At 71.9% G+C, this 23,930-nt stretch carries 20 protein-coding genes; 7 read left to right on the top strand and 13 right to left on the bottom strand.

What is annotated here, in order from left to right:
* The first annotated feature begins 169 nt into the window (after window positions 1-169).
* Window positions 170-1,624: a glyceraldehyde-3-phosphate dehydrogenase gene (locus ACO0M4_RS33340; RefSeq protein WP_430374811.1), complete on the top strand. Its 1,455-nt coding sequence runs from the start codon at window positions 170-172 to the stop codon at window positions 1,622-1,624.
* A gap of 227 nt (window positions 1,625-1,851) precedes the next feature.
* Here the strand turns inward: ACO0M4_RS33340 and ACO0M4_RS33335 are convergent, their stop codons facing one another.
* Together ACO0M4_RS33335 and ACO0M4_RS33330 are read right to left on the bottom strand one after the other, a co-directional pair.
* Entirely contained in the window at window positions 1,852-3,255 is a 1,404-nt protein-coding gene (locus ACO0M4_RS33335) for an NAD(P)-binding protein (protein WP_430374810.1), read from the bottom strand.
* A gap of 398 nt (window positions 3,256-3,653) precedes the next feature.
* On the bottom strand, window positions 3,654-4,325 hold the full coding sequence (locus ACO0M4_RS33330; RefSeq protein WP_430374809.1) for a TetR/AcrR family transcriptional regulator: 672 nt from the start codon (window positions 4,323-4,325) through the stop codon (window positions 3,654-3,656).
* A gap of 41 nt (window positions 4,326-4,366) precedes the next feature.
* Here ACO0M4_RS33330 and ACO0M4_RS33325 point away from each other — a divergent pair, with 41 nt between their 5' ends.
* Together ACO0M4_RS33325 and ACO0M4_RS33320 are read left to right on the top strand one after the other, a co-directional pair.
* Window positions 4,367-4,546 (top strand): CGNR zinc finger domain-containing protein, encoded by a 180-nt coding sequence (locus ACO0M4_RS33325; protein ID WP_430374808.1) that lies wholly within the window; start codon window positions 4,367-4,369, stop codon window positions 4,544-4,546.
* 97 nt (window positions 4,547-4,643) lie between these two features.
* Window positions 4,644-6,257, top strand: a complete 1,614-nt coding sequence (locus tag ACO0M4_RS33320; RefSeq protein ID WP_430374807.1) for an adenosine deaminase family protein — start codon at window positions 4,644-4,646, stop codon at window positions 6,255-6,257.
* A gap of 66 nt (window positions 6,258-6,323) precedes the next feature.
* On the opposite strand, the gene ACO0M4_RS33315 is transcribed toward ACO0M4_RS33320, so the two are convergent.
* The 4 genes from ACO0M4_RS33315 to ACO0M4_RS33300 form a co-directional block, all read right to left on the bottom strand.
* Complete coding sequence (locus tag ACO0M4_RS33315) at window positions 6,324-6,941, bottom strand: N-acetyltransferase family protein (RefSeq protein WP_430374806.1); 618 nt, start codon at window positions 6,939-6,941, stop codon at window positions 6,324-6,326.
* 103 nt (window positions 6,942-7,044) lie between these two features.
* The gene (locus tag ACO0M4_RS33310) at window positions 7,045-8,436 is read right to left on the bottom strand and encodes a pyridoxal phosphate-dependent decarboxylase family protein (protein ID WP_430374805.1); all 1,392 of its coding nucleotides are present in this window, start codon (window positions 8,434-8,436) and stop codon (window positions 7,045-7,047) included.
* Between the two features lie 65 nt (window positions 8,437-8,501).
* A complete protein-coding gene (locus ACO0M4_RS33305; RefSeq protein WP_430375346.1) occupies window positions 8,502-8,681 on the bottom strand; it encodes an alpha/beta fold hydrolase in 180 nt (59 codons plus the stop codon).
* 169 nt (window positions 8,682-8,850) lie between these two features.
* A complete protein-coding gene (locus ACO0M4_RS33300; protein WP_430374804.1) occupies window positions 8,851-9,642 on the bottom strand; it encodes an alpha/beta fold hydrolase in 792 nt (263 codons plus the stop codon).
* 157 nt (window positions 9,643-9,799) lie between these two features.
* Here ACO0M4_RS33300 and ACO0M4_RS33295 point away from each other — a divergent pair, with 157 nt between their 5' ends.
* Complete coding sequence (locus tag ACO0M4_RS33295) at window positions 9,800-10,714, top strand: LysR substrate-binding domain-containing protein (protein ID WP_430374803.1); 915 nt, start codon at window positions 9,800-9,802, stop codon at window positions 10,712-10,714.
* Window positions 10,715-10,765: 51 nt separating this feature from the next.
* On the opposite strand, the gene ACO0M4_RS33290 is transcribed toward ACO0M4_RS33295, so the two are convergent.
* Entirely contained in the window at window positions 10,766-11,458 is a 693-nt protein-coding gene (locus ACO0M4_RS33290) for a response regulator (protein ID WP_430374802.1), read from the bottom strand.
* A 55-nt stretch (window positions 11,459-11,513) separates the two neighbouring features.
* The gene (locus ACO0M4_RS33285) at window positions 11,514-13,181 is read right to left on the bottom strand and encodes an ATP-binding protein (RefSeq protein WP_430374801.1); all 1,668 of its coding nucleotides are present in this window, start codon (window positions 13,179-13,181) and stop codon (window positions 11,514-11,516) included.
* Between the two features lie 242 nt (window positions 13,182-13,423).
* On the opposite strand from ACO0M4_RS33285, the gene ACO0M4_RS33280 reads away from it, so the two are divergent.
* The 3 genes from ACO0M4_RS33280 to ACO0M4_RS33270 are packed head-to-tail and all read left to right on the top strand — an operon-like array spanning window position 13,424 to window position 16,194.
* On the top strand, window positions 13,424-14,239 hold the full coding sequence (locus tag ACO0M4_RS33280) for an ABC transporter ATP-binding protein (protein WP_430374800.1): 816 nt from the start codon (window positions 13,424-13,426) through the stop codon (window positions 14,237-14,239).
* Complete coding sequence (locus tag ACO0M4_RS33275; RefSeq protein WP_430374799.1) at window positions 14,229-15,104, top strand: ABC transporter permease; 876 nt, start codon at window positions 14,229-14,231, stop codon at window positions 15,102-15,104. Before ACO0M4_RS33280 ends, ACO0M4_RS33275 begins: the two co-directional genes overlap by 11 nt.
* Window positions 15,105-15,159: 55 nt before the next feature.
* On the top strand, window positions 15,160-16,194 hold the full coding sequence (locus ACO0M4_RS33270; RefSeq protein ID WP_390015519.1) for an ABC transporter substrate-binding protein: 1,035 nt from the start codon (window positions 15,160-15,162) through the stop codon (window positions 16,192-16,194).
* Window positions 16,195-16,235: 41 nt separating this feature from the next.
* Here ACO0M4_RS33270 and ACO0M4_RS33265 read toward each other — a convergent pair whose 3' ends face one another.
* The 5 genes from ACO0M4_RS33265 to ACO0M4_RS33245 are packed head-to-tail and all read right to left on the bottom strand — an operon-like array spanning window position 16,236 to window position 23,810.
* Window positions 16,236-17,261 carry a hypothetical protein gene (locus ACO0M4_RS33265; RefSeq protein WP_430374798.1) on the bottom strand — a complete coding sequence of 342 codons (1,026 nt, stop codon included), beginning with the start codon at window positions 17,259-17,261 and terminating at the stop codon, window positions 16,236-16,238.
* Entirely contained in the window at window positions 17,258-18,328 is a 1,071-nt protein-coding gene (locus tag ACO0M4_RS33260; protein WP_430374797.1) for a trypsin-like serine peptidase, read from the bottom strand. Before ACO0M4_RS33260 ends, ACO0M4_RS33265 begins: the two co-directional genes overlap by 4 nt.
* 52 nt (window positions 18,329-18,380) lie before the next feature.
* Window positions 18,381-19,529, bottom strand: a complete 1,149-nt coding sequence (locus ACO0M4_RS33255; protein WP_430374796.1) for a trypsin-like peptidase domain-containing protein — start codon at window positions 19,527-19,529, stop codon at window positions 18,381-18,383.
* Window positions 19,526-22,714: an ATP-binding protein gene (locus ACO0M4_RS33250; RefSeq protein WP_430374795.1), complete on the bottom strand. Its 3,189-nt coding sequence runs from the start codon at window positions 22,712-22,714 to the stop codon at window positions 19,526-19,528. The genes ACO0M4_RS33255 and ACO0M4_RS33250 overlap by 4 nt, the downstream gene beginning before the upstream one ends.
* Window positions 22,695-23,810, bottom strand: coding sequence for a hypothetical protein (locus ACO0M4_RS33245; RefSeq protein WP_430374794.1), 1,116 nt, complete (start codon window positions 23,808-23,810; stop codon window positions 22,695-22,697). The genes ACO0M4_RS33250 and ACO0M4_RS33245 overlap by 20 nt, the downstream gene beginning before the upstream one ends.
* Window positions 23,811-23,930 lie beyond the last annotated feature (120 nt).

The raw sequence follows: 23,930 nt of genomic DNA, 5'->3' as shown, positions 1-23,930 counted from the left end.
CGTCGGCCGCGGGCGGGGGAGCTGTCAAGGGAGGGGACGCGACGGGTTCACCCCGAGCGCGCGGAGCGTTCATTCGGCGGGCGCTCCCCTCGGGGGCACCCCTTGGAGGGGTCGAACTGGAGTGGGGTTAGCATATGAGCACCGCCTAGCTCGATCGAGAGATAAGCCTGTGACTGTCAACGACGACTCGTTCACCAACTGGAAGAACCGCGAGGAGATCGCGGAGTCGATGATCCCGATCATCGGGAAGCTGCACCGGGAGCGGGACGTCACCGTCCTCCTCCACAGCCGCTCCTTGGTGAACAAGTCGGTGGTCAGCATCCTCAAGACCCACCGCTTCGCCCGGCAGATCGCCGGCGAGGAGCTGTCGGTCACCGAGACGCTGCCGTTCCTCCAGGCGCTCACTGCGCTCGACCTCGGCCCCTCCCAGATCGACCTCGGCATGCTGGCCGCGACCTACCGGTCCGACGACCGCGGTCTGTCGGTGGCGGACTTCACCGCCGAGGCTGTCGCCGGCGCCACGGGCGCCAACAAGATCGAGTGCCGCGAGGGACGCGACGTCGTCCTCTACGGCTTCGGCCGCATCGGCCGCCTCGTGGCCCGCCTCCTCATCGAGAAGGCCGGCTCCGGCAACGGCCTGCGCCTGCGCGCCATCGTCGTCCGTGGCGGCGGCGGCCGGGCCGACGAGGACCTGGTCAAGCGCGCCTCGCTGCTGCGTCGGGACTCCATCCACGGCCAGTTCCAGGGCACGATCACCGTCGACGAGGCGAACAGCACGATCATCGCCAACGGCAACGCGATCAAGGTGATCTACGCCAACGACCCGACCGAGATCGACTACACGGCGTACGGCATCAAGAACGCCATCCTGGTCGACAACACCGGCAAATGGCGCGACCGCGAGGGCCTGTCGAAGCACCTGCGCCCCGGCGTCGACAAGGTCGTCCTGACCGCCCCGGGCAAGGGCGACGTGCCCAACATCGTGCACGGCGTCAACCACGACATGATCAAGCCGGACGAGCAGATCCTGTCCTGCGCCTCCTGCACCACCAACGCGATCGTCCCGCCGCTGAAGGCGATGGAGGACGAGTACGGCGTGCTGCGCGGCCACGTGGAGACCGTCCACTCGTTCACCAACGACCAGAACCTGCTGGACAACTACCACAAGTCGGACCGCCGTGGCCGTTCGGCGCCGCTCAACATGGTCATCACCGAGACCGGTGCCGCGTCCGCCGTCGCCAAGGCGCTGCCCGACCTCAAGGCGAAGATCACCGGCAGCTCGATCCGGGTCCCCGTGCCGGACGTCTCGATCGCCATCCTCAACCTCCAGCTGGCGCGCGAGACCACCCGCGAGGAGGTCCTCGACTACCTCCGTGACGTGTCGCTGACCTCGCCGCTCAAGCGCCAGATCGACTTCACCAGCGCCCCCGACGCGGTCTCCAACGACTTCATCGGCTCGCGCCACGCGTCGATCGTCGACGCCGGCGCCACCAAGGTCGACGGCGACAACGCGATCCTCTACCTCTGGTACGACAACGAGTTCGGCTACTCCTGCCAGGTCATCCGCGTCGTCCAGTACGTCTCCGGGGTGGAGTACCCGACCTACCCGGCGCCGGTGGCCTGACTCCGGCTCTAGGATCCGCAACTCCGCCACCGACGAAGGCTGTTCGTCAGCAGCGGCTTGGGATCCTCTTCGGGGGTTCATTGGCTCAGCTAGCGGTCCGCGCTGCCCGCGTTCCGTACCGTTCCCGATATGGCGGTACGGAACGCGGGCAGCCGCCGCTGCACAGGCACGCCTCCCCTGCTTGGAATCGGCCGTGGGATGACGGCGTGCGGGGGGGGCGGAGGCGGTCAGCCGACCGCCGCGACCGCGTTGGCTTGCTGGAGAAGTTCCTCCAGCTTCAGCTTCTGGGCCTGGAACATGGGCAGGAGCGCGGTCCACTGCTCGGGCGAGAGCTCCGGCATCCGCCGGCCCATGAGCCTGCATGTGCCGAGCCATTCGACGAGTGCCGGGTCGGCGGTCCACCGCTTGAACCGCTCCTGGATGTCGCTGAAGAACTGAATCCAGTCCAGGGCGGAGTTGGGGTGCGGCGAGGGTGCGCACAGCGCGTTCTTGGTGTCGTCGTCGGCGTAAGCCGCCTCGACGTGGGCGGTGAGTGCGGCGCTGAACACCTGCTGGCAGGGAACGACCGCCTGCAACGTGATGCGCGTTTGGTCGAACACCGGTACTTCCGGGCGTCGTTCCAGGCCATCGGCGGTGCAGTCGATGTAAAGGGTCCCGGCCTCGGCGGGCAGGGTGGCCTGGTCGAGTTCGATCGCGTGCTCGTCGATGCGCTTGACCCTGCCGTGGCGGACGACGTCGTCGAGGCGGCGTAGCTGCGCGAGTTCGGCGCGGGCGACGGTCGCACAGCGGAAGGCGGTCGGCTCGATGTCGGGCGACAGTCGCAGCAGCAGGCCGCTGTCCTCCAGCCGTGCGAACAGGTCTTGGACCGTCTGGGCGTCGGCCACCGCCTTGAGGCGAGCCGCGTCCGCTTCGCCGCCGAGATTCCCGGGCTGCCAGTGGGCGCGGTCGAGCAGCCAGGAATCGCGGGGCATGATCCAGGTGATGTCGGACGGATCGGTGCCGCGGCTGAGCAGCCAGAGGCAGGCGTCGATGCCGGTCTTTCCCGCCCCGACGACGGTGTAGTGGGACGGCTGGTCCTGGAGGGCGGGCAGCTGGTTGGGAGTGATCAGGCGGACGCCGGAAGCGACCTCGTACGTGGGCGGCACCATGGCCGGCACCGTGACGTTCATGTAGGTGGCGTCCACGGTCCGCCGTTTGACGGTCACCTCGAAGCCGGCCCCGCTGACGATGGAGTGGAAGCGCTGGACGTCGGGCCGCTGTGGATCCGGGCCGTCGTAGAACGACTTGGGGAAGTAGGAGACCCGGCCGGTCGGCAGGAGCGTCTTGTGCATCACCTGGTCGAAGTAGGCCAGGATCTCGCTGGCCGAGGCCAGCTCGTGCAGTCCGGCGTTCCAGCCGTCCTGGTCTATCGCGCCGCTGCCCAGCTTGCGGGAGTTGACGCCGTAGAAGGCCGAGGGCTGGTGCAGGCGCACGAAGGGGTAGGCGACCGTCCAGTGACCGCCGGGCTGGTCGTAGCGGTCGACGATGGCCACCGTCGCGTCGGTTTCGGCGATGAGGGTGTCGGCGAAGGCCATGCCCATGGCCCCGGCTCCGACGATCAGGTAGTCGACCTCAAGAACTGTCGGATTCAACGGATTTGGTCCTTTCCTTGGTTGCTTCCTTGGGTGCTTTTCGAAGGTGGGGAGCCGGCCGCACTCGGTGCGGCACGCAGTTCTCCGACGGATGCCTGCGGCACCTCCAGGGAGGGGAAGCGCCCGCCTTCGTCCAGGCCGTTCCACTACAGCGAGACGTTTGAGTGCGACGGAGCGAACGCCGCGGTACGCCACGGCGTGTGAAGATCTTTCGGGCGTGCGAAGTCCAGCCGGCAGGCGCAGCACGCCAGCCCGCCGCGCGCAGGCATGACAGCAGGGGGCCTTGACCGCACGCGGTGTCTCACACCGCTGCGGTCACGACTGCGTGCAGATCAAGGCCCCTGCACAGGGCGAGACATCGGAACCCGCATGGAGCACCACGGGGTTGGCGAGAACGCTCAGGAACTGGCGGGGTTCAAGCCGGCAACCTGCTCTTCCTCGGTGGTCGTGAGGGCGACCACCGGCATGTCCGTCAGCCCGGGGCGAACGCGCAGACCGTCCAGGACGATCGTCAGGTAGCGCCTCCACACCGCGTTCGAGACCGGCTGGGTGTGCTGAATCGCGCAGCTCACCATGTAGAAGATCAGGGGCAGGTCGGTCGTCGCCAAGTCCGCGCGCAGCGGGCCGGCTTCCTGGGCGCGGCGCATGACCGCGTCGGCTGCGGGCACGAACTTGCGGCGGGCATGTGCCACCTGGGGGCGGCCCCCGACCTTGGAGAACACCACTTCTCGCAGTCCGCGATCGGCTGCCATCTGCTCCAACGTCATGGTCAGCAGGCCGACGAACCCCTCCCAGGGGTCGTCATGCGTCAGAGCCTGCTCGGCGCACGCCACCAAAGCATCGACACGTTCTTCGAACAGCTCGTTGATCAACGCCTGCTTGTTGCCGAAAAGCCGGTAGGAAGTCGCCACTCCGACTCCGGCATGGCGAGCGATGTCGTCGAGGTTCACCCCCAGCCCGCGTTCGGCGAACACCTCCCGAGCGGCTTCGAGGGTGCGCTGCCGATTGGCCTCGGCATCGCGTCTCAGGCGCCGTGCGCCACGGGGCGCGGATGAATCCGTTCCGTCCATGACCTGACACTAGCACTATCTGGAGTTGCCAACTCCAGATAGTGCCGCGCCGGGCACGCGAGGGAGGGCGTGCGGAAGGTGCCGCCCTGTCCGCGGGTGCCGGCGACGGGCTGTTCGTGGACACCAGTCGCGGCGGACGGCGCCGCTGGTGCTCCATGGCGACCTGTGGGAACAAGGTGAAGAAGGCCAACCTCAAGGCGGCCCGGACCTGCTCCGACTGAGCATCGGCGCAGGTCGGCGGCCGGCGTTGCCGGCCCGTCCGCCGGAATTGCTGAAAAGTGCCTGGCCAGAACTTCGTCGGAACGTGACGATGCGAACGTGAAAAATGATCACCCTCGTGCCACGCGCCGTCGCCGGATTCTCCGGACCACTCTGGCCGCCCTCAGCGTATTGCCGTTGATATCCGCGCTACCCGCGGCCGCGCAGTCGCCCAACGCCCCCCTCCCGCAGTCGCCTTCCGCCCGACCGCTGACCACGGCCGAGGCGCGCACCGCCGCCTACCTGGAGTCCGTCCGTCAGGATCCGGCGCGGCTGGGCAGCTTCTTCCGGCAGCTGCCGAAGGGCGGCGACCTGCACAACCACCTCTCCGGCGCGGTGCCGACCGAGTACCTGATCACCCTCGCCGCCGAGGACGGACTGTGCATCGACGAGAAGACGATGACGGCGGTTCCGCCGTCGTGCGGACCGGGGAAGCGGCCGGCGGCGGACGCCCGGACCGACCGGGCCTTCCATGACGCCCTGGTGCGGGCCTGGTCCATGGAGGACTTCCCGGCGGGCGAGTCGGGGCACGACCACTTCTTCGACACCTTCGGCAAGTTCGGCGAGGTGACCTGGCGCCACCGCGGCAAGTTGCTGTCGCGGGTCGCCGACGGCATCGTCGGGCAGAACCAGTTCTACCTGGAGACGTTGGTCACCCCCGCCTCCGAGGAAGCCAAGAAGGTTGCCGACGCGATCGGTTGGCACGGCGACTTCGACCGTATGCACCGGGCACTGGTCGCCGACGGCAAGCTGGACCGCCTGGTGGCCACGGCCCGCAAGGAAGCGGACGACGCCGACGCCGAGTTCCGCAAGACCTCCCGCTGCGGCACCTCCCACCCCGCGCCCGGGTGTCGGCTGACGGTGCGGTGGAACTCCCAGGTCTCCCGGGGCAGCACCCCCGAGCGGGTCTTCACGCAGATGGAAGTCGGACTGCGCCTGGCCGAGCAGGACCCGCGGTTCACCGCGGTCAACTTGGTCCAGCCCGAGGACGGCGAAAGCGCCCTGCGCGACTACAGCCTCCAGATGCGGATGCTCAACTACCTGCACGGCACCTATCCGCGCGCCCACATCACCCTGCACGCCGGTGAGCTGTGGCCGGGCCTGGCCAAGCCGGCAGACCTGAAGTTCCACATCAACGAGGCCGTCAACGTCGCCCACGCCGAACGCATCGGTCACGGCGTGGACCTGGTCCACGAGGACGACTGGCAGCAGTTGGCGCGGACCATGGCCGCCCGCCAGGTGGCCGTAGAGGTCCCGTTCACCAGCAACGCCCAGATCCTCGGGGTGAAGGGCGCCGAGCACCCCTTCGCGACCTACCGCGCCTACGGGGTGCCGATCGTGCTGGCCACCGACGACCCGGGCATCTCCCGCATCGACATCAGCCACGAGTACCAGTACGCCGCCACCACGTACCACCTCGGTTACGGCGAGCTGAAGGACCTGGCCCGGGCCTCCCTCCAGTACTCCTTCCTCTCCGGCCGCAGCCTGTGGCAGGGCAACCCGACACGGTCCGGCTACCACCCGGTCGCCGCCTGCCGCGGACAGCTCCCCGGCAGCGGAACCCCCGGTCTCGCCTGCCGGCACCTGCTCGCGTCCAGCCCCAAGGCGGCCGTCGAGTGGCGGCAGGAGGCGGCCTTCGCCTCCTTCGAGGGGAGCGTCACCGCCCGCCGCTGAGTGGCGTCCGCCCCTGGGCCCCGGCGCACCGTGTACGACGGGGCGCCGGGGCTCCGCGCTGCCCGCTCAGCGGGACGCCTCCGAGCCGGTCGCCTCCGGGCCGGTCGCCTCCGAGCGGAAGTCGAGCAGGTAGAAGACCTTGTCCCAGCGGCGCTCGCCGATCGCGACGAAGCCGGGGAGCCGGCCGTACTCCCGGAAGCCCAGCGACCGGTACAGGCGCAGGGCGTGCGCATTGTCGGCACGGGCGTCCAGGGTCAGCACCTCGATGCCGGCCTGCCGGGCGTCGTCGATCAGCGCGGCGGTCAGCGCCCGGCCGGTGCCGCGGCGGTGGGCGGTGCCGGCCACCGCGAGCTTCTCCAGATCGGCGTGCGGGCGGTTGGTCGGGCGGCTGTAGCGCAACCAGTAGCCCAGGCCGATCAGGGTCCGCCCGGCGTAGGCGGCCCGCAGCGCCCCGTCGCCGGACGTGGCCGCGGCCAGCGCCCGCTCGACCAGTGCGGCCACCTCGTCGCGCCCGGGCGGGTCGACCCAGCCGAGCGGCGCGCCCTCGGCGACCAGGTCGGCGAGTATCCGATGCGCCGACTCGGCGAAGCCGGCGGCCAGTTCGGGGTCGGCCAGCACCGCGTGGGCGTCCAGGACGACGGGCTCGGGGGCGTTCTCGGGGTCGTTGATCATGAGGGGTCGCATGGGCGGCAGCTTAGGGCCTGTCCGAGGGATCGTGCCGGTGTGTCGGACGGGGGCGAGTGGGGCCCGCTGTCGGCTCGTGTCCACTGTCCAACCTGGGGTTCCGTCACGGCGTCGGCAGCTTCCGCACCGTGGTTTCCAGGGCCGTGACGATCCGCCGGACGTCCTCGGCGGTGGTCCGCCAGTTGCTGAACGCGGCGCGGAGGGCGGGCACTCCCGCATGCACGGTGGGGGTCAGGAAGACCTCGGCGGCCAGGGCGTCGGCCAGGGCGGCGAGGCGTGCGGCGGTGGGGGAGTCGGTGAGGGTGAAGCAGACGACGTTCAGGCGGACCGGGGCGAGCAGCCGCAGGCCGTCGAGGGAGGCGACCGCCTCGCCCAGGGTGCGGGCGCCGTCCGCGCAGCGTTCCACGATGTCGCGGTGGCCATCGCGCCCGTAAGCGCGCAGCGTGAACCAGGCGGGGAGGGCCCGTAGTCGGCGGGAGTTCTCCGGGGTCAGATGGACCAGATCGGGGGTGTCGCCCAGCGGGCCCAGATAGGCGGCGGCGTTCTGGAAGACCCGGGCCTGGAGGTCACGGCGCCGGGTGAACTGGACCGCGCTGTCGTACGGGACGTTCAGCCACTTGTGCAGATCGACGCAGAGCGAGTCGGCCAGGTCGAGACCGTTGGCCAGGTGGGCGTGGTGCGGGGAGAGCGCGGCGAAGGCGCCGAACGCGGCGTCGACGTGCAACCAGCAGCCGTAGCGGTCGCGGAGCGCGGCGAGGGCGGGCAGGTCGTCGAAGTCGACGGTGTTGACGGTGCCGGCGTTGGCGACGATGACGCAGGGGCCGTCGGCCTCTTGGAGGGCGCGTTCCAGGGCGGCCGGGTCCACCGCCTCCCGATCGGGGAGGGTGGGGACGGTGACCAGCGCGGACCGGCCGAGGCCGAGCATCGACAGCCCCTTGGCCACGCTGGAGTGCGGGGCGCCGGAGAGCACCCGCACCGGGCCGAGCGCGGCCACCCCGTCCTCGGCCGGGGAGACGCCGCGCCGCTCCCCGAGCCATTCGCGGGCGATCGCCAGCCCGACCGTGTTGGACATGGTGGCACCGCTGACCAGCGCGCCCTCATGGGCGTCGGACAGCCCGAAGAGCGTGCGCAGCCAGCCCACCGTCTCCCCCTCCAGATGCGCTCCGGTGGCGTCCAGGGACGACATGGAGTTCTGGTCCGCGGTGGAGGTCAGCCAGTCGCCGGCGAGGGCCGCCGGGGTCACGCCGCCGGTGACGAAGCCGAGGTAGCGCGGGCCGGCGCTCGCCGACAGCCCGGGTTGCCAGCGCGCCCGGAAGTCCTCCAGCGCGTCCCGGAGTCCGGTGCCCCGCTCGGGCAACGGCCGCGGTTCCGGGGCCGGCCGTGCGGGGACGACCGGCGCGTCGGCGAGCCCGTCGAGGAGGGCCGCGGCCTGCTGCCGGGTGGTCTCCAACAGGTCGGGCAGCGTGGCGAGGTCGGCGGCGAGAGGGGGATGCACAGTGCGCTCCGTTCGTCGTTTCGGGACCGTTCGCGGCCGACGCTAGCGGGGGGTGCGTCCCCGCCTCATGGTCCAATGCGGGAAAAGTGGACCGAAATCGGGGGCGGGGGAAGGGTGAGCGGGCCGCCGTGGTCGATGGTGCCGCCGGAGCCCGAGTAGTCCGGCGCGACCACCGTGAAGCGGTCGGCGACGGCCTCGGTCAACGGGAGCCACTGCTGGCGGGTGGCGCCAGTGCCGTGGACCAGTTACCAGTCCCGGGCCGGTCCCGGTCGGTCGTACTCGACGCTGGCCGCGCCGCCGCTGAGGGGTACCCGTGTGACGGGCATGGGAGGTCTCCTTCTTGGGTGGGTTGTGCGGACCGCCTGCCCGGACCGTCCGTGCGGGGGCCCGGGCAGGCGGGGGTGGGGCGGGTGTTCAGGCGGTGGCGTGGGTGGCCGGTGCGATCCGGGCGAGCGCGGCGCGCAGTGTGGCGTTGAACTGGTCGGGGTCTTCTTGGTGGGGCATGTGGCCGGCGCCGGTGATGACGGTGAGTTCGGCGCCGGGTGTCAGGGCGGCGCAGGTCCGGGCCACTTGCAGGGGGATGGAGGTGTCGAGTTCGCCGTGGATGTAGTGGATCGGCACCTGGAGTGCGGGCAGGATCGGCCGCGGGTCGTAGCTGCTGGCGGCGATGAAGTGCTGGTCGATGTGGACGCCGGAGTCGAGGATCTGACGGACCGTCCAGTCGATGAGGGCGGGGGAGGTGCCGGGTGCGTACCATCCGGGCACGCAGTCGGCGAGCGTGCCGGCCCGGTCCAGGCGCAGACCTTCCCTCAGCTCCGCGATCGGCATCCCGGTGGACGGCCAGTACGCCGGCCCGTCCACGGCGATCACTCCGCTGATCAACTCGGGTCGGCGGACGCCCAGTTCGGTGGCGAAGGTCGCGCCGATCGACGAGCCGACAACCACCGGTCGGTCCAGTCGCAGCGCGCCGATCAGGGCCACCAGGTCGTTGACCACTCCGGCGGTGGTGTTGCCGCGGACCGGGCGGGCCGACCGCCCGCAGCCGCGCCAGTCGACCGTGACCACCCGGTGGTCCCGGGTGAAGTCGGGCAGCTGCGCGCCCCAGGTCCGGGCGCTGGTGCCCCAGCCGTGCAGGAACAGCAGCGCGGGGCCGCTGCCCTCGTCCTCGTAGTAGAGGGTGGTGTCGTTGACGTCCAGGTGCGGCATGGCGGCCTCTTCTCGCTTCAGGGGTCCGGGAGGGCCCGTGGTTCGTGATGTGCCAAGCCAACCGCGATCAGGTCCGCCGACCAATGAGCGATCCGCGCCTACACTGATCGCGAACAGTGATCAATGCCGGTCACGGCGAACAGGGGGACCACGGGCCATGGAGCTCCGACAGCTGCGCTACTTCCTCACCGTGGCGGAGGAACTGCACTTCGGCCGGGCCGCCGAGCGGCTGCACATCGTGCAGTCCGCGGTCAGTCAGCAGCTGCGCCGGCTCGAACGCGAACTGGGCACGGAACTGTTCGCCCGCTCCACCCGCGTCGTCCGCCTCACCGAGGCCGGCGACCGGCTCCTCCCCTACGCCCGGGAGATGCTCGCCCTCCAGGCCCGCGCCCGGGAGGCCATCGACGAACTCCGCGTCGAACAGGCCGCGACGGTCCGGCTCGGCACCAGCTCCGGACTGGGCGCACGGCTGGACGTCCTACTGGCCGCGTACGCCCGGCTCGCCGGCCACGCCCCCCTGGAACTCGTCACCGGCAGCACCGAGGAACGCCTCGCGAAGGTGCGTACCGGCGATCTGGACGCCACCTTGCTGCGCGGCGAACGGACCGACCCCGACCTGGAGTTCCTGCCGCTGTGGCAGGACGCGCTGATGGTGGCGCTGCCCGCGCGCCACGAACTCGCCGCGCGGGAGACCGTCGAGCTGGCCCGGCTCGCCGAACTGCCGCTGCGCATCTCCCCGCCTGCCCGCAATCCCGCGCTCCACGACCTGGTCATGCGCTCCTGCCGGGAGGCCGGCTATGAGCCCCTCCAGGGACCGGAGTTCACCAATGCCCAGGACACCCTCGCCGCCATCGGCTACGGCAAACCGTCCTGGACGGTCTTCTACGCCCCGCACGCCGACCAACTCCCGGTCCCCGGCGTGGTGTTCCGCCCCCTGCGCGAGCCGACGCCCACCATGCGGGCCTACCTCGCGGTGCGGTCCGGCCCGCCGCGGGCCGGTCTGCGCGCCCTGATCGAAGCCAGCTACGCGGCGGCCGACCGCGACGACGACCCAGCCAGTGCGAGCCGCTGACGACGCCCGGCGGCCGTGGGCCCGCCCGGGCGTTGACCCACCGGACAAGCCCTAACTCGCCCGCGCCCAGGCGTACCGGTGTTCCGGACGCCCGGTGTCGCCGTACTTCAGGGTGAGGCGGATGTGGCCGGTGCGTTCGAGGTGCTTGAGGTAGCGCTGGGCGGTGGAGCGGCTGACCCCGGCGCGCTCGGCGACCTCGTGGGCGGAGAGCGGCAGCCCGGCCTCGTCCAGAATGCGGCGGATCAGGTCGACGGTCGCCGCCGAGTGGCCCTTGGGCAGTTCGGAGTGCGGGGTGTCCGGGGTGCGGAGCGCGGCGAAGATCCGGTCCACCTGCTCCTGGCCGGCCTCGCCCCGACCGCCGACGCCCTCGACGGTGCGGCGGAGCGCGGCGTAGCCTTCCAGCTTGGCCCGCAGCCCCGCGAAGCCGAACGGCTTGACCAGGTATTGCAGGGCGCCGTACCGCATCGCCGCCTGCACCGTGGCCACGTCCCGGGCCGCGGTCACCATGATCACGTCGGAGTGGTGGCCCATCTGGCGCAGCCGCCGCACCAGGGTCAGGCCCGTCTCGTCCGGCAGGTAGTGGTCGAGCAGGACCAGGTCGACGTGGTGGCGCTCCAACGTGGCCAGCGCGTGGGCCGCGGTGTGGGCGCGACCGACGACCCGGAAGCCGGGCACCTGGGACACGTACGCGGCATTGATCTCCGCGACGCGGAAGTCGTCGTCCACGACAAGGACATCGATCACGGTGACTCTCCTGTGGCCGTGAGCTGACGAATGGGCGAGCCGGCGCGAAGCGCCGTCATCTGGGGGTGGAGGTCGGGTGGCGGGAGGGCGAGCCGGCGGGTAGCGCCGTCATCTGGGGGCGCACCAGGCGTTCGGGTGCCAGCGCTTCGGGCAGGACGACGGTGAAGACCGCGCCGCCGCCCGCACGGGCGGTGACCCGGGCCATCCCGCCGTAGCGCTCGGAGAGTCGGCGCACCAGCGCCAGGCCGATGCCCCGGCCCCGGGACGCGACGGTGGCGCGCTTGGTGGACCAGCCCTCGGCGAAGATCTGCTCCCGCATCTCGGGCGGCACACCGGGCCCGGTGTCGCTGACCCGGACGACCGCGGTGGTGCCCTCGGCGCGCAGCTCCACCTCGACGAACGGTTCGACGCCGCGCCGCTCGGCGGTGGCGTCCAGCGCGTTGTCGATGAGGTTGCCCAGGACGGTGACCAGGTCGCGCGGGTCCACCACCGTGTCCGGCAGCAGCGTGACGGGCGATACCCGCAGGGAGACGCCGCGCTCGGCGGCGATCGCCGCCTTGCCGACCAGCAGCGCGGACAGCAGCGGGTCGTGCACCCGCTCGGCGATCTGCTCCGCGGACGCCCGGTGGGCGCTGGCCACCTCGGCGACGAACTCCACCGCCATGTCGTACCGGCTCAGTTCGAGCAGCCCGCGCACCGTGTGCAGCTGGTTGGCGTGCTCGTGGTCCTGGGCGCGCAGCGCGTCCAGCAGGCCCTGAGTGCTGTCCAACTCCCGGCCCAGCAGCTCCAGTTCGGTGCGGTCCCGCAGGGTCACCACCGCGCCGCCGTCCCGGGTCGGAACGCGATTGGCCACCAGCACCCGGCCGCCGCTGATCGCCAGCAGGTCGCTGCCGGCCACCCGACCGGCCAGCACGTCGGTGGTGCGACCCGGTGGCAGCACGTCGTCGAGGTCCCGGCCCGCGGCGCCGGCGTCGAGGCCCAGCAGCCGCCCCGCCTCGTCGTTGACCAGTCGGATCCGGCCCCGTCGGTCGAAGGCCACCACCCCTTCCCGGATGCCGTGCAGCATCGCCTCCCGCTCGTCCAGCAGCGCCGAGATGTCCGCGGTGGCGACGCCGTGCGTACGGCGGCGCAGGCTCCGGGCGACCACCACCGCGGCCAGTACCCCGGCTGCCAGCGCCGCGCCCGCGTACCGCAGCAGCCCCGGGATGGCGCTCAGCAGCAGCCCGTGCACGCTGTCGTAGGCGATGCCGACCGAGACCGCGCCGACGATCTCGCCGCTGTCGTCGCGCAGCGGCACCTTCGCGCGGGCCGACCGGCCCAGGGTGCCGGTGTCGATCTGGCGGACCTCCTGGCCGGCCAGGGTCCGGCTTGGGTCGGTGGAGACGTGGTGGCCGATCTCGGCGATGTTGGTGTGCGACCAGCGGACTCCGTGGGTGTCCATCACGACGATGTACAGCGCGCCCGTCGCCCGCCGGATGCGCTCCGCGGTGGTCTGTACCGGGCCGCGCGGGGCCGGCGTGGTGGCCTCCACGTTGCGGGCCAGGTCCGGGTCGGCGGCCGTGGTCTCGGCGATGGCCAGGGCCCGGCGCATCGCCTGGTCGTCCAGGGCGTGGCTGAGCGGGGCCAGGAACAGCCCGGTGGCCAGCACCATCACGCCGGTGGTGATGGCCAGCTGGGCGGTGAGGACCTGCGCGAAGACGCGACGGGGCCAGTGGATCCGCATGCGGTCCCCCTTGTCTCGGCGGCCCTCTGCACGATGCGGAACCGACACTGCCTGTTTGTGGTGCTGCCTGTTGATCTGGCGTTAACGCAACGTAAGCCGCCGAGGCCCGGCTGCCCAGCCCCCGTCGAACTTTTGTTGTTCTAGCGTGAGCAAAATGGGCACAACAGGGTTTGCGCGCAGAAAGACAGCTTGCGCCCACAAGGCTGCCGCTGTGGCCCGGCTCACTCCTAGCCTCCCGGTCCATGAACAGCCACACGAGCCCCGCCATCGAGCTACGGGGGGCGAGCAAAACCTTCCGCACCCCCTCGGGCGGACTGCACACCGCCGTCCGGGACCTGGACCTGACCGTCGGCCGCGGCGAGTTCGTCGCCGTGGTCGGGCCCACCGGATGCGGTAAGTCCACCACCCTGACCCTGGTCAGCGGCCTGGAGGAGCCCACCGAGGGCGAGGTGCTGGTGGCCGGCGAGCCGGTCCGCGGCATCGGTGACAAGGTCGGCTTCGTCTTCCAGCAGGACGCCGTCTTCCCCTGGCGCACCGTGCTCTCCAACGTCATGGCCGGCCCGCGCTTCCGCGGCGTCCCCAAGTCCGAGGCCAGGGAGCGGGCCCGCGAATGGCTCGCCCGGGTCGGACTCGCCGCCTTCGAGGACCGCTATCCGCACCAGCTCTCCGGCGGCCAGCGCAAGCGCGTGGCACTCGCCGCGACCTTCGTCAACGACCCCGAGATCCTGCTGATGGACGAGCCGTTCTCCGCGCTCGACGTGCAGACCCGGGCCCTGATGTCCGACGAACTCCTCGACCTGTGGTCCGGCACCGGCGCCTCCGTCGTCTTCGTCACCCACGACCTGGAGGAGTCCATCGCCCTCGCGGACAAGGTCGTGGTGATGACCGCCGGCCCCGCCACCGTCAAGGAGGTCTTCACGATCGACCTCCCGCGGCCCCGCCGGGTCGAGTCGGTGCGGCTGGAGCCGCGTTTCATCGAGATCTACCGGGAGATCTGGTCCTCGCTCGGCGAAGAGGTCCGGATCACCCGCGAAAGGGGTGCCGCCCATGTCGCCTGAGACCGTCACCGCACCGGCCGCCACCACCAAGGCCGGCCCCACGGGGGAGCGCAGCCAGGCCCGCGCCCGCGCCGCCCGCAACCACAAGATCCTCGTCTACGTGAGCCGGGCCGCGCTCCTGGTCGGCCTCCTCGCCCTGTGGGAGGGGCTGGCCCGCGCCGCCGTCATCGACCCGTTCAACTTCTCGATGCCGTCGAAGATCTGGGACCAGATCACCCAGTGGGCGCTCAACGGCACCCCGCAGGGCACCCTGTGGGAGCAGGTCTGGTACACGCTCTACGAGGCGCTGCTGGGCTGGATCATCGGCGTCATCGGCGGTGTCCTCCTGGGCATCGCGCTCGGCCGGGTCCGCTTCCTGGCCGATGTCCTCGGCCCGTACATCAAGGTCCTCAACGCGCTGCCGCGGATCGTGCTGGCCCCGATCTTCCTCATCTGGTTCGGCCTCGGACCGGCCTCCAAGGTGGCCTCCGCCGTCGTCCTGGTCTTCTTCCCGGTGTTCTTCAACGCCTTCCAGGGCGCCCGCGAGGTCGACCGCAACCTGGTGGCCAACTCCCGGATCCTCGGCGCCAGCAACCGCCAGGTCACCCTCCAGGTCGTCATCCCCTCCGCCACGTCCTGGATCTTCACCAGCCTGCACGTCAGCTTCGGCTTCGCCCTGATCGGCGCCATCGTCGGCGAGTACATCGGCGCGACCAAGGGCCTGGGCCTGCTGGTCTCGGCCTCCCAGGGCACCTTCAACGCCGCCGGTGTCTACGCCGCCATGGTGATCCTCGCCGTCGTCGCCCTGCTCGCCGAAGGACTGCTGGCCTTCCTCGAACGGCGGCTCTTCCGCTGGAAGCCGGCCGACAGCGGCGCCGACCGCTGACCCCGCTGCCGCCCCCCACCACACCCGCACCGCCCCACCTCACAAGGACGTGACCATGCGTACCCCACTCAAGATCTCGGCCGCGGTCGCCGCCACCGCGCTCGCCCTGACCGGTCTCACCGCCTGCGGCGGCGGTTCCACGGGCGGCTCGTCCGCGGACGCCAAGGACGGCAAGCTCCAGATCATGGTGGGCGGCCTGGACAAGGTCATCTACCTGCCGGCCCGACTCACCCAGCAGCTCGGCTACTTCAAGGCCGAGGGCCTCGACGTCACCCTGCTCACCGAACCCGCCGGAGTCCAGGCCACCACTTCCCTGGTCTCCGGTGACGTCCAGGGCGTCGTCGGCTTCTACGACCACACCCTCGACCTCCAGGCCAAGAACAAGCAGGTCGAATCGGTGGTGCAGCTGGCCCACGCGCCCGGCGAGGTGGAGGTGGTCTCCAACAAGGCCGCGTCCGAGCTGACCTCGGCGAAGGACTTCAAGGGCAAGAAGCTGGGCGTCACCGGGCTGGGCTCGTCCACCGACTTCCTCACCAAGTACCTGGCGGTCAAGAACGGCGTCCAGGTCAACGAGTTCACCCCGGTCGCGGTCGGCGCCGGCCAGACCTTCCTCTCGGCGCTGGAACAGGGCTCCATCCAGGGCGGAATGACGACCGACCCGACCGTCGCCCAGGTCGTCAACAAGAAGATCGGCAAGGTGCTCGTCGACATGCGCACCCCCGAAGGCTCCCAGCAGGCGCTGGGCGGCCCCTACCCGTCCTCCAGCCTCTACATGAACACCGACTGGGTGAACAGCCACAAGGACACCGTCCAGAAGCTCGCCAACGCCTTCGTCAAGACCCTGAAGTGGATGTCCACCCACACCCCCGAGCAGATCGCGGAGAAGATGCCCGCGGACTACGCGCAGGGCGGCAAGGAGCTCTACGTCCAGTCCATCAAGGACACCCTGCCGATGTTCACCAAGGACGGGGTGATGCCGGCCGACGGCCCCGCCACCGTCGAACGCGTCCTCAAGGCGTTCAACCCCACCCTCAAGAACGCCACCATCGACCTGAAGAAGACCTACACCACCGAGTTCGTCAAGAAGTGACGGTGCATCAGAAAGCGTCGCCGGCGTGAACTCCGCCGGGATCAGGTGCCAAAGCCCATGTGCACGTGGTCCCGGTGGGTGTCGTCCGAGAAGAACTGGCCGGCCGTCCCGCCCGACAGCAGGTACGGCCCACCGACGTTGTACGACCCGGCTGCCGCCGCCGCACGCATCAGCGACTCGACGAGCCGCCGCGGCGTCGCCGGATCGACCACCGCACGCCCGTCGATCCGCCACACGTCGACCGCCCGCCCCCGCGGATGGTCGCTGGGCCGGTCGGTCCCGAACACCGTCAACGGATGCCCGGACCGCACCACGCTCACCCCCAGCCGGTGCTTCCGCGCCAGCTCCAGCAGCGCCTCCAGCACGCTGGTGTGCACCGCACCGCTGCGCACGTCCGCCGCGGCCGCCGGTGGCAACTCGATCGCCGGAGCCGCCGCCAGCACCCGCCGGGCCGCCTCGCCCGGCGCCGCCGACGGCGCACCGGGCGCCGCCGGACGCAGCGCCGTCACCACCCACCGCGGCCGGGCCCGGCGCAGCCGGACGTCCACCGTCGTCCCGCCCGCCACCACCGCCCCGTCGGCCCGCCGCACCCACTGCCGGCACACCACCAGCACACTCGCCGCGTCCGCCAGGATCCCCCCGTACTGGGCGTCCACCACCTCCAGCACCGCCTCCGTACCCGCGGGCCGCAGCGGCCCCGCCTGGTCGACCAGCGACGGTGCCAGCCCCAGTGCCCCGACCCGCGCCCGCGCCGCGCCCCGCTCCCCGGCCGGCCACGCCCCGATCGCCCGGACCAGCCCCACGGCCCGCACCTTCACCTCCGGCCGCACGTCCCCCGCGCTCGGCCGCCACACCCCGACCTCCGGCAACCGGGACACCGGCCCCGTCGTCGTCGTACGCGGCCGCGCCGACGACGGCGCCCCCGCGGAACCCCCGCCCGCACATCCCTCGACGCCCCACAGGACGGCCGGCGCCACCTTGAGCAGGGCCCGCCGGCGGGGCCGCACCCCACCGGGCACCCCGTCCGTCCCGGTTGCCCCGTCCGCGTCTTCCCGCAGGACGCTCATACGAAGTTGACCTCTCCCCGTACCAACAGTGGGTCCTCCACCAACTGCCACAGCGGCACCGCATAGTTGCCCAGTCCGTAACGGCCGCCGAAGTGCAGGCCGAGGACGCGGTGGTCGGTGAGGTCGATGACCGGTGAGCCGCTGTTGCCGCCCAAGGTGGAACAGTCGTGGCGCATCACGTTCCCCTCCGGTTCCAGGCCGGTGGTCATCCCGGGCTGGAGCCGCTTGACGTTGTAGACGTCCATGAAGATCCGGCGCATGGACTCCGGCTCGTTGCGGCGCCCGTCCCAGGCCGGATAGCCGACGCAGTACACCGGGTGCCCCGGAAGGTCCGGGGGCGCGTCCGCCGCGACCGCCAGGGGAGCGGGCAGCGCACTGCCGCCGAGGTACGGGGCGATCCGCAGCAGCGCCAGATCGACGTCCTCGTGGATCCCCAGGACCTCGGTGACCTCGTACGACGGTCCGCCGTCGGCGGGCTCCGGACCGGATCCGTACTCCTCGCCCAGGTCGAGGGCGGCGCTCAGCCCCTGCTGGAAGGTCCAGCCCTCGCCCGCGGTCCGGGCGAACTCCACCGCCACATGACGATTGGTCATCACCGTCTCCGGTCCGACCAGGAACCCCGTCCCCAGCCAGTCCAGGCTGAGGTGCCCGGAGACCTCCACCCGGCCGACCCGGGCCAGGGATTCCCGGATCGCCGCCCGGTGGGCGTCCAGCAGCGCCCAGTCGCCCTGCTGCGGCGCGAAGTCCTGGTGCCGGACGAGGATGGCCGGCCGCCCTTCGAGCAGGACGATCGCCTCCATCCCGAAGGACTCGTCGTCGCTGATGTCGTCGGCCCGTCCCTCGGCGAGCTTCTCCAGGCCGATGGCGCCGGCCGACAGCACCCGGGTGCGCTCCTGCCGGGCGTACTGCGAGATCTGCCCGGCCGGCAGCTCTTCCGCGGGCAGTTCCACGGCGGACTCGGGCTCCTCCCAGGACAGTTGGTCCCGCACCCGCGCCGCCACCGCGCGCAGATCGGAGAAGACCCGCTCGGGCCTGGTCGCCACCGGTGATCGGCTCCGCTTGTCCATCTCGTCCTCCTCGGTCGGGTCGGCGGGGCCGTGCGGCGGCCCGTCGGCCGGCTCAGCCCCCGCCGCCGCCCTGCGCCGCGGTGATCTCGGCGTGGACGTCCGGGGCATGGGTCTCCAGGTGATGCAGCACGCTGGTCATCTGGGTGCCGACGTTGACGAACGCGGTCGTCCGCCCCTGGAACAGCACGTCCTCCACCCGCCGGGTCCCCCGGTGCAGCGCCACCACCCGCCAGTCGTCGGTGAGGACCGGGGAGCCGGAGGAGCCGCCACGGGTGTCGGTGAAATAGCGGACGTCGTGCTCGTCCGCCTCGTAGACCAGGTTGTTGCGCAGTGCCACCCGCTTGGGTTGGCCGCCGGGGTGCTGGATGATGTTGACCGCCACGTAGTCGCCGTCCGCGACCCTCAGCGGTCGCCGGGCCAGCTTCAGCACCGGGCGGTCGGGCGGCGTGGACAGTCGCAGCACCGCGTAGTCCAACTCCTCGTCCACCGCGGCGAGTTCGGTGACCTCGGCCTCCTCCACGCCGGTGTCGTCGGGGTCGCCGGACTCGCTGTCGTACCCGAACCGGGCGCGGGTGTGCCGGGCCTGGAGCCGTAGGTCCTCGGGGGCCGCCAGGGGCCGTTCGGCGCCGGTCCCGGTACGGGCGTTGACCACGTGGTGGTTGGTCATCAGGAGGGTGGGGGCGATCAGCCAGCCGGTGCCGGCGTGCGGGAAGCCGTTCGGCTGGAGCGGGGCGCCGTCCTCGTACGGCGGCACCTTGAGCCGGGCGACCGCGGTGCCGGCCAGCTCGCCGCCGCGCAGGAAGCCGATGGGGACGGTGTCGTCGCGGTGGACGATCTGTTCCTTGAGCTCGGGGGCCGGGCGGTCGGCCAGGACGTCGGGTTCGCCGCCGGCGTGCCGGGCCACCTCGTCCAGGGCGCGCTGGAAGACCTTCAGCGGCTCGGCCTCGGTGGTCTGCGCCACCGCGTTGCGCAGCCAGATCTCCAGCGGGACCGAACCGTCCACCAGGCGTTCCACCTGGTTCATCTGGGCCAGGTCGGAGTGGAGTTGACGCATCGGCGCGGCCAACATCGGCAGCGTGCCGCGGTACTTGGGCATGATGCCGTCGAGCAGCAGCGGGCGCACGGTGGGGTCGGTCAGTCCGCTCTCCAGTGCGGCGTCCCGTAGGTGGAGGATCTCGTCCTGGGAGAGGTAGCAGGTCATCGGTGATCAGGCCCGGCCGGGCCGCTCCCTTCGTCCGGCCGGTGGCACCCGGCCTGTGGTGCCGCGGCCCCCTGCGGTGTCGTCCGGCCGTGCGTCCCCACGCCCATCGCCGCGGCCACCCCGGACACCAATTCGCCGCTGCGGTCGGGGACGGCCAGCAGCCGGCGGGCGAGCGCGTTGAGGGTGCCGCGGTCGCGCGCCAGACGCAGGATGCCGGTGATGCCGGTGGGGTGGGAGGCCGGTTCCGGGGCGGGGTGGGTGGGGGCCGCGGCGCCGGCCTGCATGCCTGCCCCCGCCCCGAGGCCCGGCCGAGGCGGAGGCGGGCCCGGAGGCGCGGGATTCGGCGCCGCCGGTTCGGCCCACGGGGGTGGCCCCGACGGCCCCGCGGCCTCGTCCAGGATCTCCATCACCGACCCCAACAGCGCCGGCTGCCGGCGGGTCGCCCGACACATCGCGGCACCCAGCGTGTCCAGCGTCCCGTCGTCCGTCGGCAGGCCCACGACGTCCAGGGCGTGGGTGAGCGCCCCGGGGTCCTGACCGTAGATCTGTGAGGCGACCGCACGGACCAGCGCCGGCTGATCGGCCAACACCCGGTCGGGCAACTCCCTCAGCTGCGTGGCGAGTTGGTGGCCGGCCTGGACGCCGGAGCGGGCGGTGTCGCCGGTGGCGGCCGGCAGTCTGGCCCGCGCCAGCCGGGCGCCCATCGCTTCGAGGTCCTGCCCGAGGTCGACCGCGACGTCCTCCGCCACCCGCAACTGACGGTCCGCGTCCGCCAGATCACCGGCCTCCTCGGCCAGCCGCGCGGCGAGCAGCAGCAGTTCCAGCCGCCGCTCGGCGCACCCCGCCCGCTCCGCCTGCCCGACGGCGTCCGCCACCGTCCGCCGGGCCTCGTCGCGCCGCCCGAGCCGGTTGAGGGCGTCCGCCATCAGGGAGTGCAGCGGGCTGCACGGCGTCCACGGCCGCCGCTGCCCCAGCCGGGTCAGCGCCGCGTCCGCGAACCCCTGCGCCAACAGGTCCTCCGCCTCGCGGGCCGCGATCCGCTCCCAGTCCTCCTGGTCGGCGCCCGCGGCCACCCGCTCTGGCGCCCCACCGCCGAGCCGGGCGGTCAGCAGCCCCGCGGCCCGGGGCGACATGTCCTGCTGCGCCCCGGCCAGGAACCGTTCCACGCCGGGCAGCCAACGTTCCTCCACCGACCGCGGATCCTCGTCCAACCGCAGCCGGTGGTAGATCTCCTCGGCGCGCGCCTCCACCCCGTCCCGTGCCGCATAGTGCGCCACCGCCCGCCGCTCGACCTCGCGCATCACCTCGGTGCGGTCCCCGCCGGGCAACCGCAGCATGATGGCGCGGACGTCGCCGCGGTAGCGCACCGTCTCCGGTCCGGTCGGCTCGACCATGTCCAGCCGGCTCAGCTCGGCGAACAGCCGGTGCGCCGCCTCCTCGGTCGCCACCTGCAGTCCGCACGGCCCGGCCAGCACCTCCCGGATGATCTCGGGGCTGATCACCCGCAGCGCCAGCCCCGGATACGCGAGCCGCCGCACGTCCTCGTTGGCGATGTGGCTGAGGATCCGGTCGTAGAGGATGCCCTGGACCAGCATCTGGTCGACGCGGTGGAAGACCTCCTCGCGGCGCTCGGGCAGGCTGCGGATCAGGTCGCCGGTCCGCTCGGACGCGCTGCCGGCGAGCGTCGCGGCCCGGGCGGCCAGCCGCAGGCTGAGCGGATGCCCGCCGACCCGCTCGGCCAACGCCCCGGCCACATCGGGGTCGTCGACGCCCAGGGAGCGCAGCAGGGCGACCGCGGCTGGCCGTTCCAGCTCCCGCAGCTCGATCTCGCCCAACGCCACGGTACGGGACGGGTGGCCGACCGGCGCCCGCCCGGAGACGAGCATCCGGAACCGCGGATAGCCGCTCTGGAGCGAGGTGCAGATCGCCCACATCCGGCCGAGAACCGGCGAGCCGCGGTACTGCGCCGCCTCGAAGGAGTCGACGGCCAGGACGAACGGCGGATCGTGCTGACCGGCCGCGGCCACCGCGCGGACCAGGACGTCGGCCACCCGCCGGACCAGCCCGGTCTCCCGCTCGGTGGCCAGCAGTTGGAACTCCTGCGACGAACTGCGGCCCAGCACCCGAGTGGTGGCCAGCTGGCGCAGCTGGGCGCACCGCTCCTGCTCCTCGCGCTGGGTGGCGGCCGCCTGCTGGCACTCGTCCGCCAACGCATCCAGTTCGGCACGGAACGACGGGTACTGCACGCCGAGTTGGCGCGCCGCCTCGGCGATCAGGGTGACCGGCTCCTGGATGGAGAGGGTGGGCCGCTCGAAGTCGATGTACGCGAACGGGAACGCGGCCGGCCCGCCGTACGGGGGCCCGCCGGCCGGCCCGGCCACGTCGTCCAGCAGGAACTTGGCCAGCAGCGTGCTCTTGCCCATGCCGCCCGGCCCGTGGATGACCAGCGGCGGTACGAAGGCCGCCCGGGCGTCCGTGCCGCGCGGCCGGTCGGCCGGTGCCGTCCCCCCGTCGGCTCCGGAGGCGTCCATGTAGTCGATATAGGCGCGCAGTTGGCTCAGTTCGCCGGAACGGCCCTGGAACGGCGACGCCACCAGCCGCCGGAGCGGCGCCAGTAGCCGGGCCCGTTCCAGTGCCGCCTGGAGCTCGGCGGGGTCCGGCAGGCCGCTGACGCCGGGGATCCGGGAGAGCCACAGCACCGCCTGGAGGGTGTCGGCCAGTTCGTCGGCGGACCAGTGGGCCGGGCGGTCGGCCGTCGGGGGCAGGTTGCCCTGGAGGTAGGCCAGGCAGAGGGCTTCCGGGCCGCCGGGTGCGGTGGGGAACTGCTCGCGGTTGGCCTCCAGGGCGTGCCGGGCGACCGCCGGCCCGGACATGCCGCCCAGCGCGGTCTCCCTGACCTCGGGCTTCAGCGCCCACCTGGTGTGATCCCAGACGCCCAGGGCGGTGCAGTCGTCGAGCAGCGCCAGCACCGCGCCGCCGCTCGGGCGGTCCTCACCGGGCAGCCGCAGCCGCCGCGGGTCGAACGAGGCGAGCAGGCAGGCCGCCTCCCGGTAGGCCCGACGGGCGTCCGGGACGGCCTTCGGGGTCGGCTCCTCGGTCCGCAGTTCCCGCCGCAGTCGGGCGCCGAACTCCTCCCGCAAGCGGGAGCGGGCGAGGCGGTCGGGGTCAGAGGGAGCGGAAGACATGGATGGCCTTCTCCGTCGCCGTGCAGACCCTGCGCATATAGCTCTCGCCGTCGTCGTCCCGGGCATGCGCGGCGTGCAGCACCTCCGTCACCGCCTCCTCGACGAGTCCGGAGATCTCCGCGGGGTCGGCGTCGTCGAGGCGGGCGGGCGGCGCCTCGCGGAAGAGTTGGTCGAAGAAGCTGTGCAGGTCCTGCGGTTCGACGATCCGGGCGGTGTCCCAGCACAGGCTGCCCCGCAGGTCGTAGGGGAGTTGGCGCATCGCCCGGCCGTAGCCGAGCAGGACCAGGCGGGGTGCCTGGTCGCCGCGGATGGCGGCGTGTTCGTAGATCGCCAGCGCCAACTGGCCGATGAAGTCCCAGACGTCGGAGTGCGGATCGAGCTTGTCGCACTCGTCGAGGACCAGCCAGTAGCGCTCGTCGGCGGCGGTGGCCCGACCGACCACCCAGTGCACCGCGTCGCTGAGCGACGGCAACGGATCGTTGAGCGCGGTGGGGTCGAACGGCTGGGTCCCGGAGTGCGCATCGGTGACGAACTCCGCGAGCCGCGCGAGCACCTGCCGGGCGGTGGAGGTGCGCGACAGGGTGACCCGGGCCGGGCGGAACCCGTTGTGCTGCCCGACGTGGCGCAGGAAGTGGTAGGTGTACGACCGTCCGCTGTCCGGTTCGCCGTCCACCAGCAGCACCGACTTCTCCGGGTCGGCGAGGAAGCGGCGCAGGGTCTCCCGCAGGTCCTCGCGGTCGATGAACGCCTCCGTACCGCCCTTGAGGACACAGGTACGGAAGGTGTCCTGAGTGGCGTGGACCCGGGCGTCCTCGCGCAAGCGGCTCAGGAACTCCCTCGCCCGTCGGATCTCCGGGCGGACCACCAACTCATCGATCGTGCTGACCACCTCGACGAGCTTCACCTGCCGCTGGATGGTCCGGCGCGAGGCGTACACCAACGACCGGGCGTTGTCCCCGCTGACGTGGGTGAGGGGGAGGGCGCCGATGAACTCCTCGGAGAACCCGTACTGGACGAGTTGGGTGTGCGGGTCGACGGTGTTGAGGAGATATCTCTCCAGCCACATCGTGACGAGTTCCCATTCCGTCTCGCTCAACGGCATGCCGCACCTACCCGGCCGGCTCGCGGGAGAGGACGTCGGGCCGCTCCCTGACTCCCCGTCCATCGTCCTGTTTGTCATGCTTACATCCGGTCTACCCTGGTGCAAGGCGTGGCA

The organism is Streptomyces sp. RGM 3693, from assembly GCF_050471125.1.
Classification (GTDB): domain Bacteria; phylum Actinomycetota; class Actinomycetes; order Streptomycetales; family Streptomycetaceae; genus Streptomyces.
The sequence above is the reverse complement of the archived record's forward strand: the minus strand, read 5'-3'. Positions and strand labels throughout refer to the sequence as shown.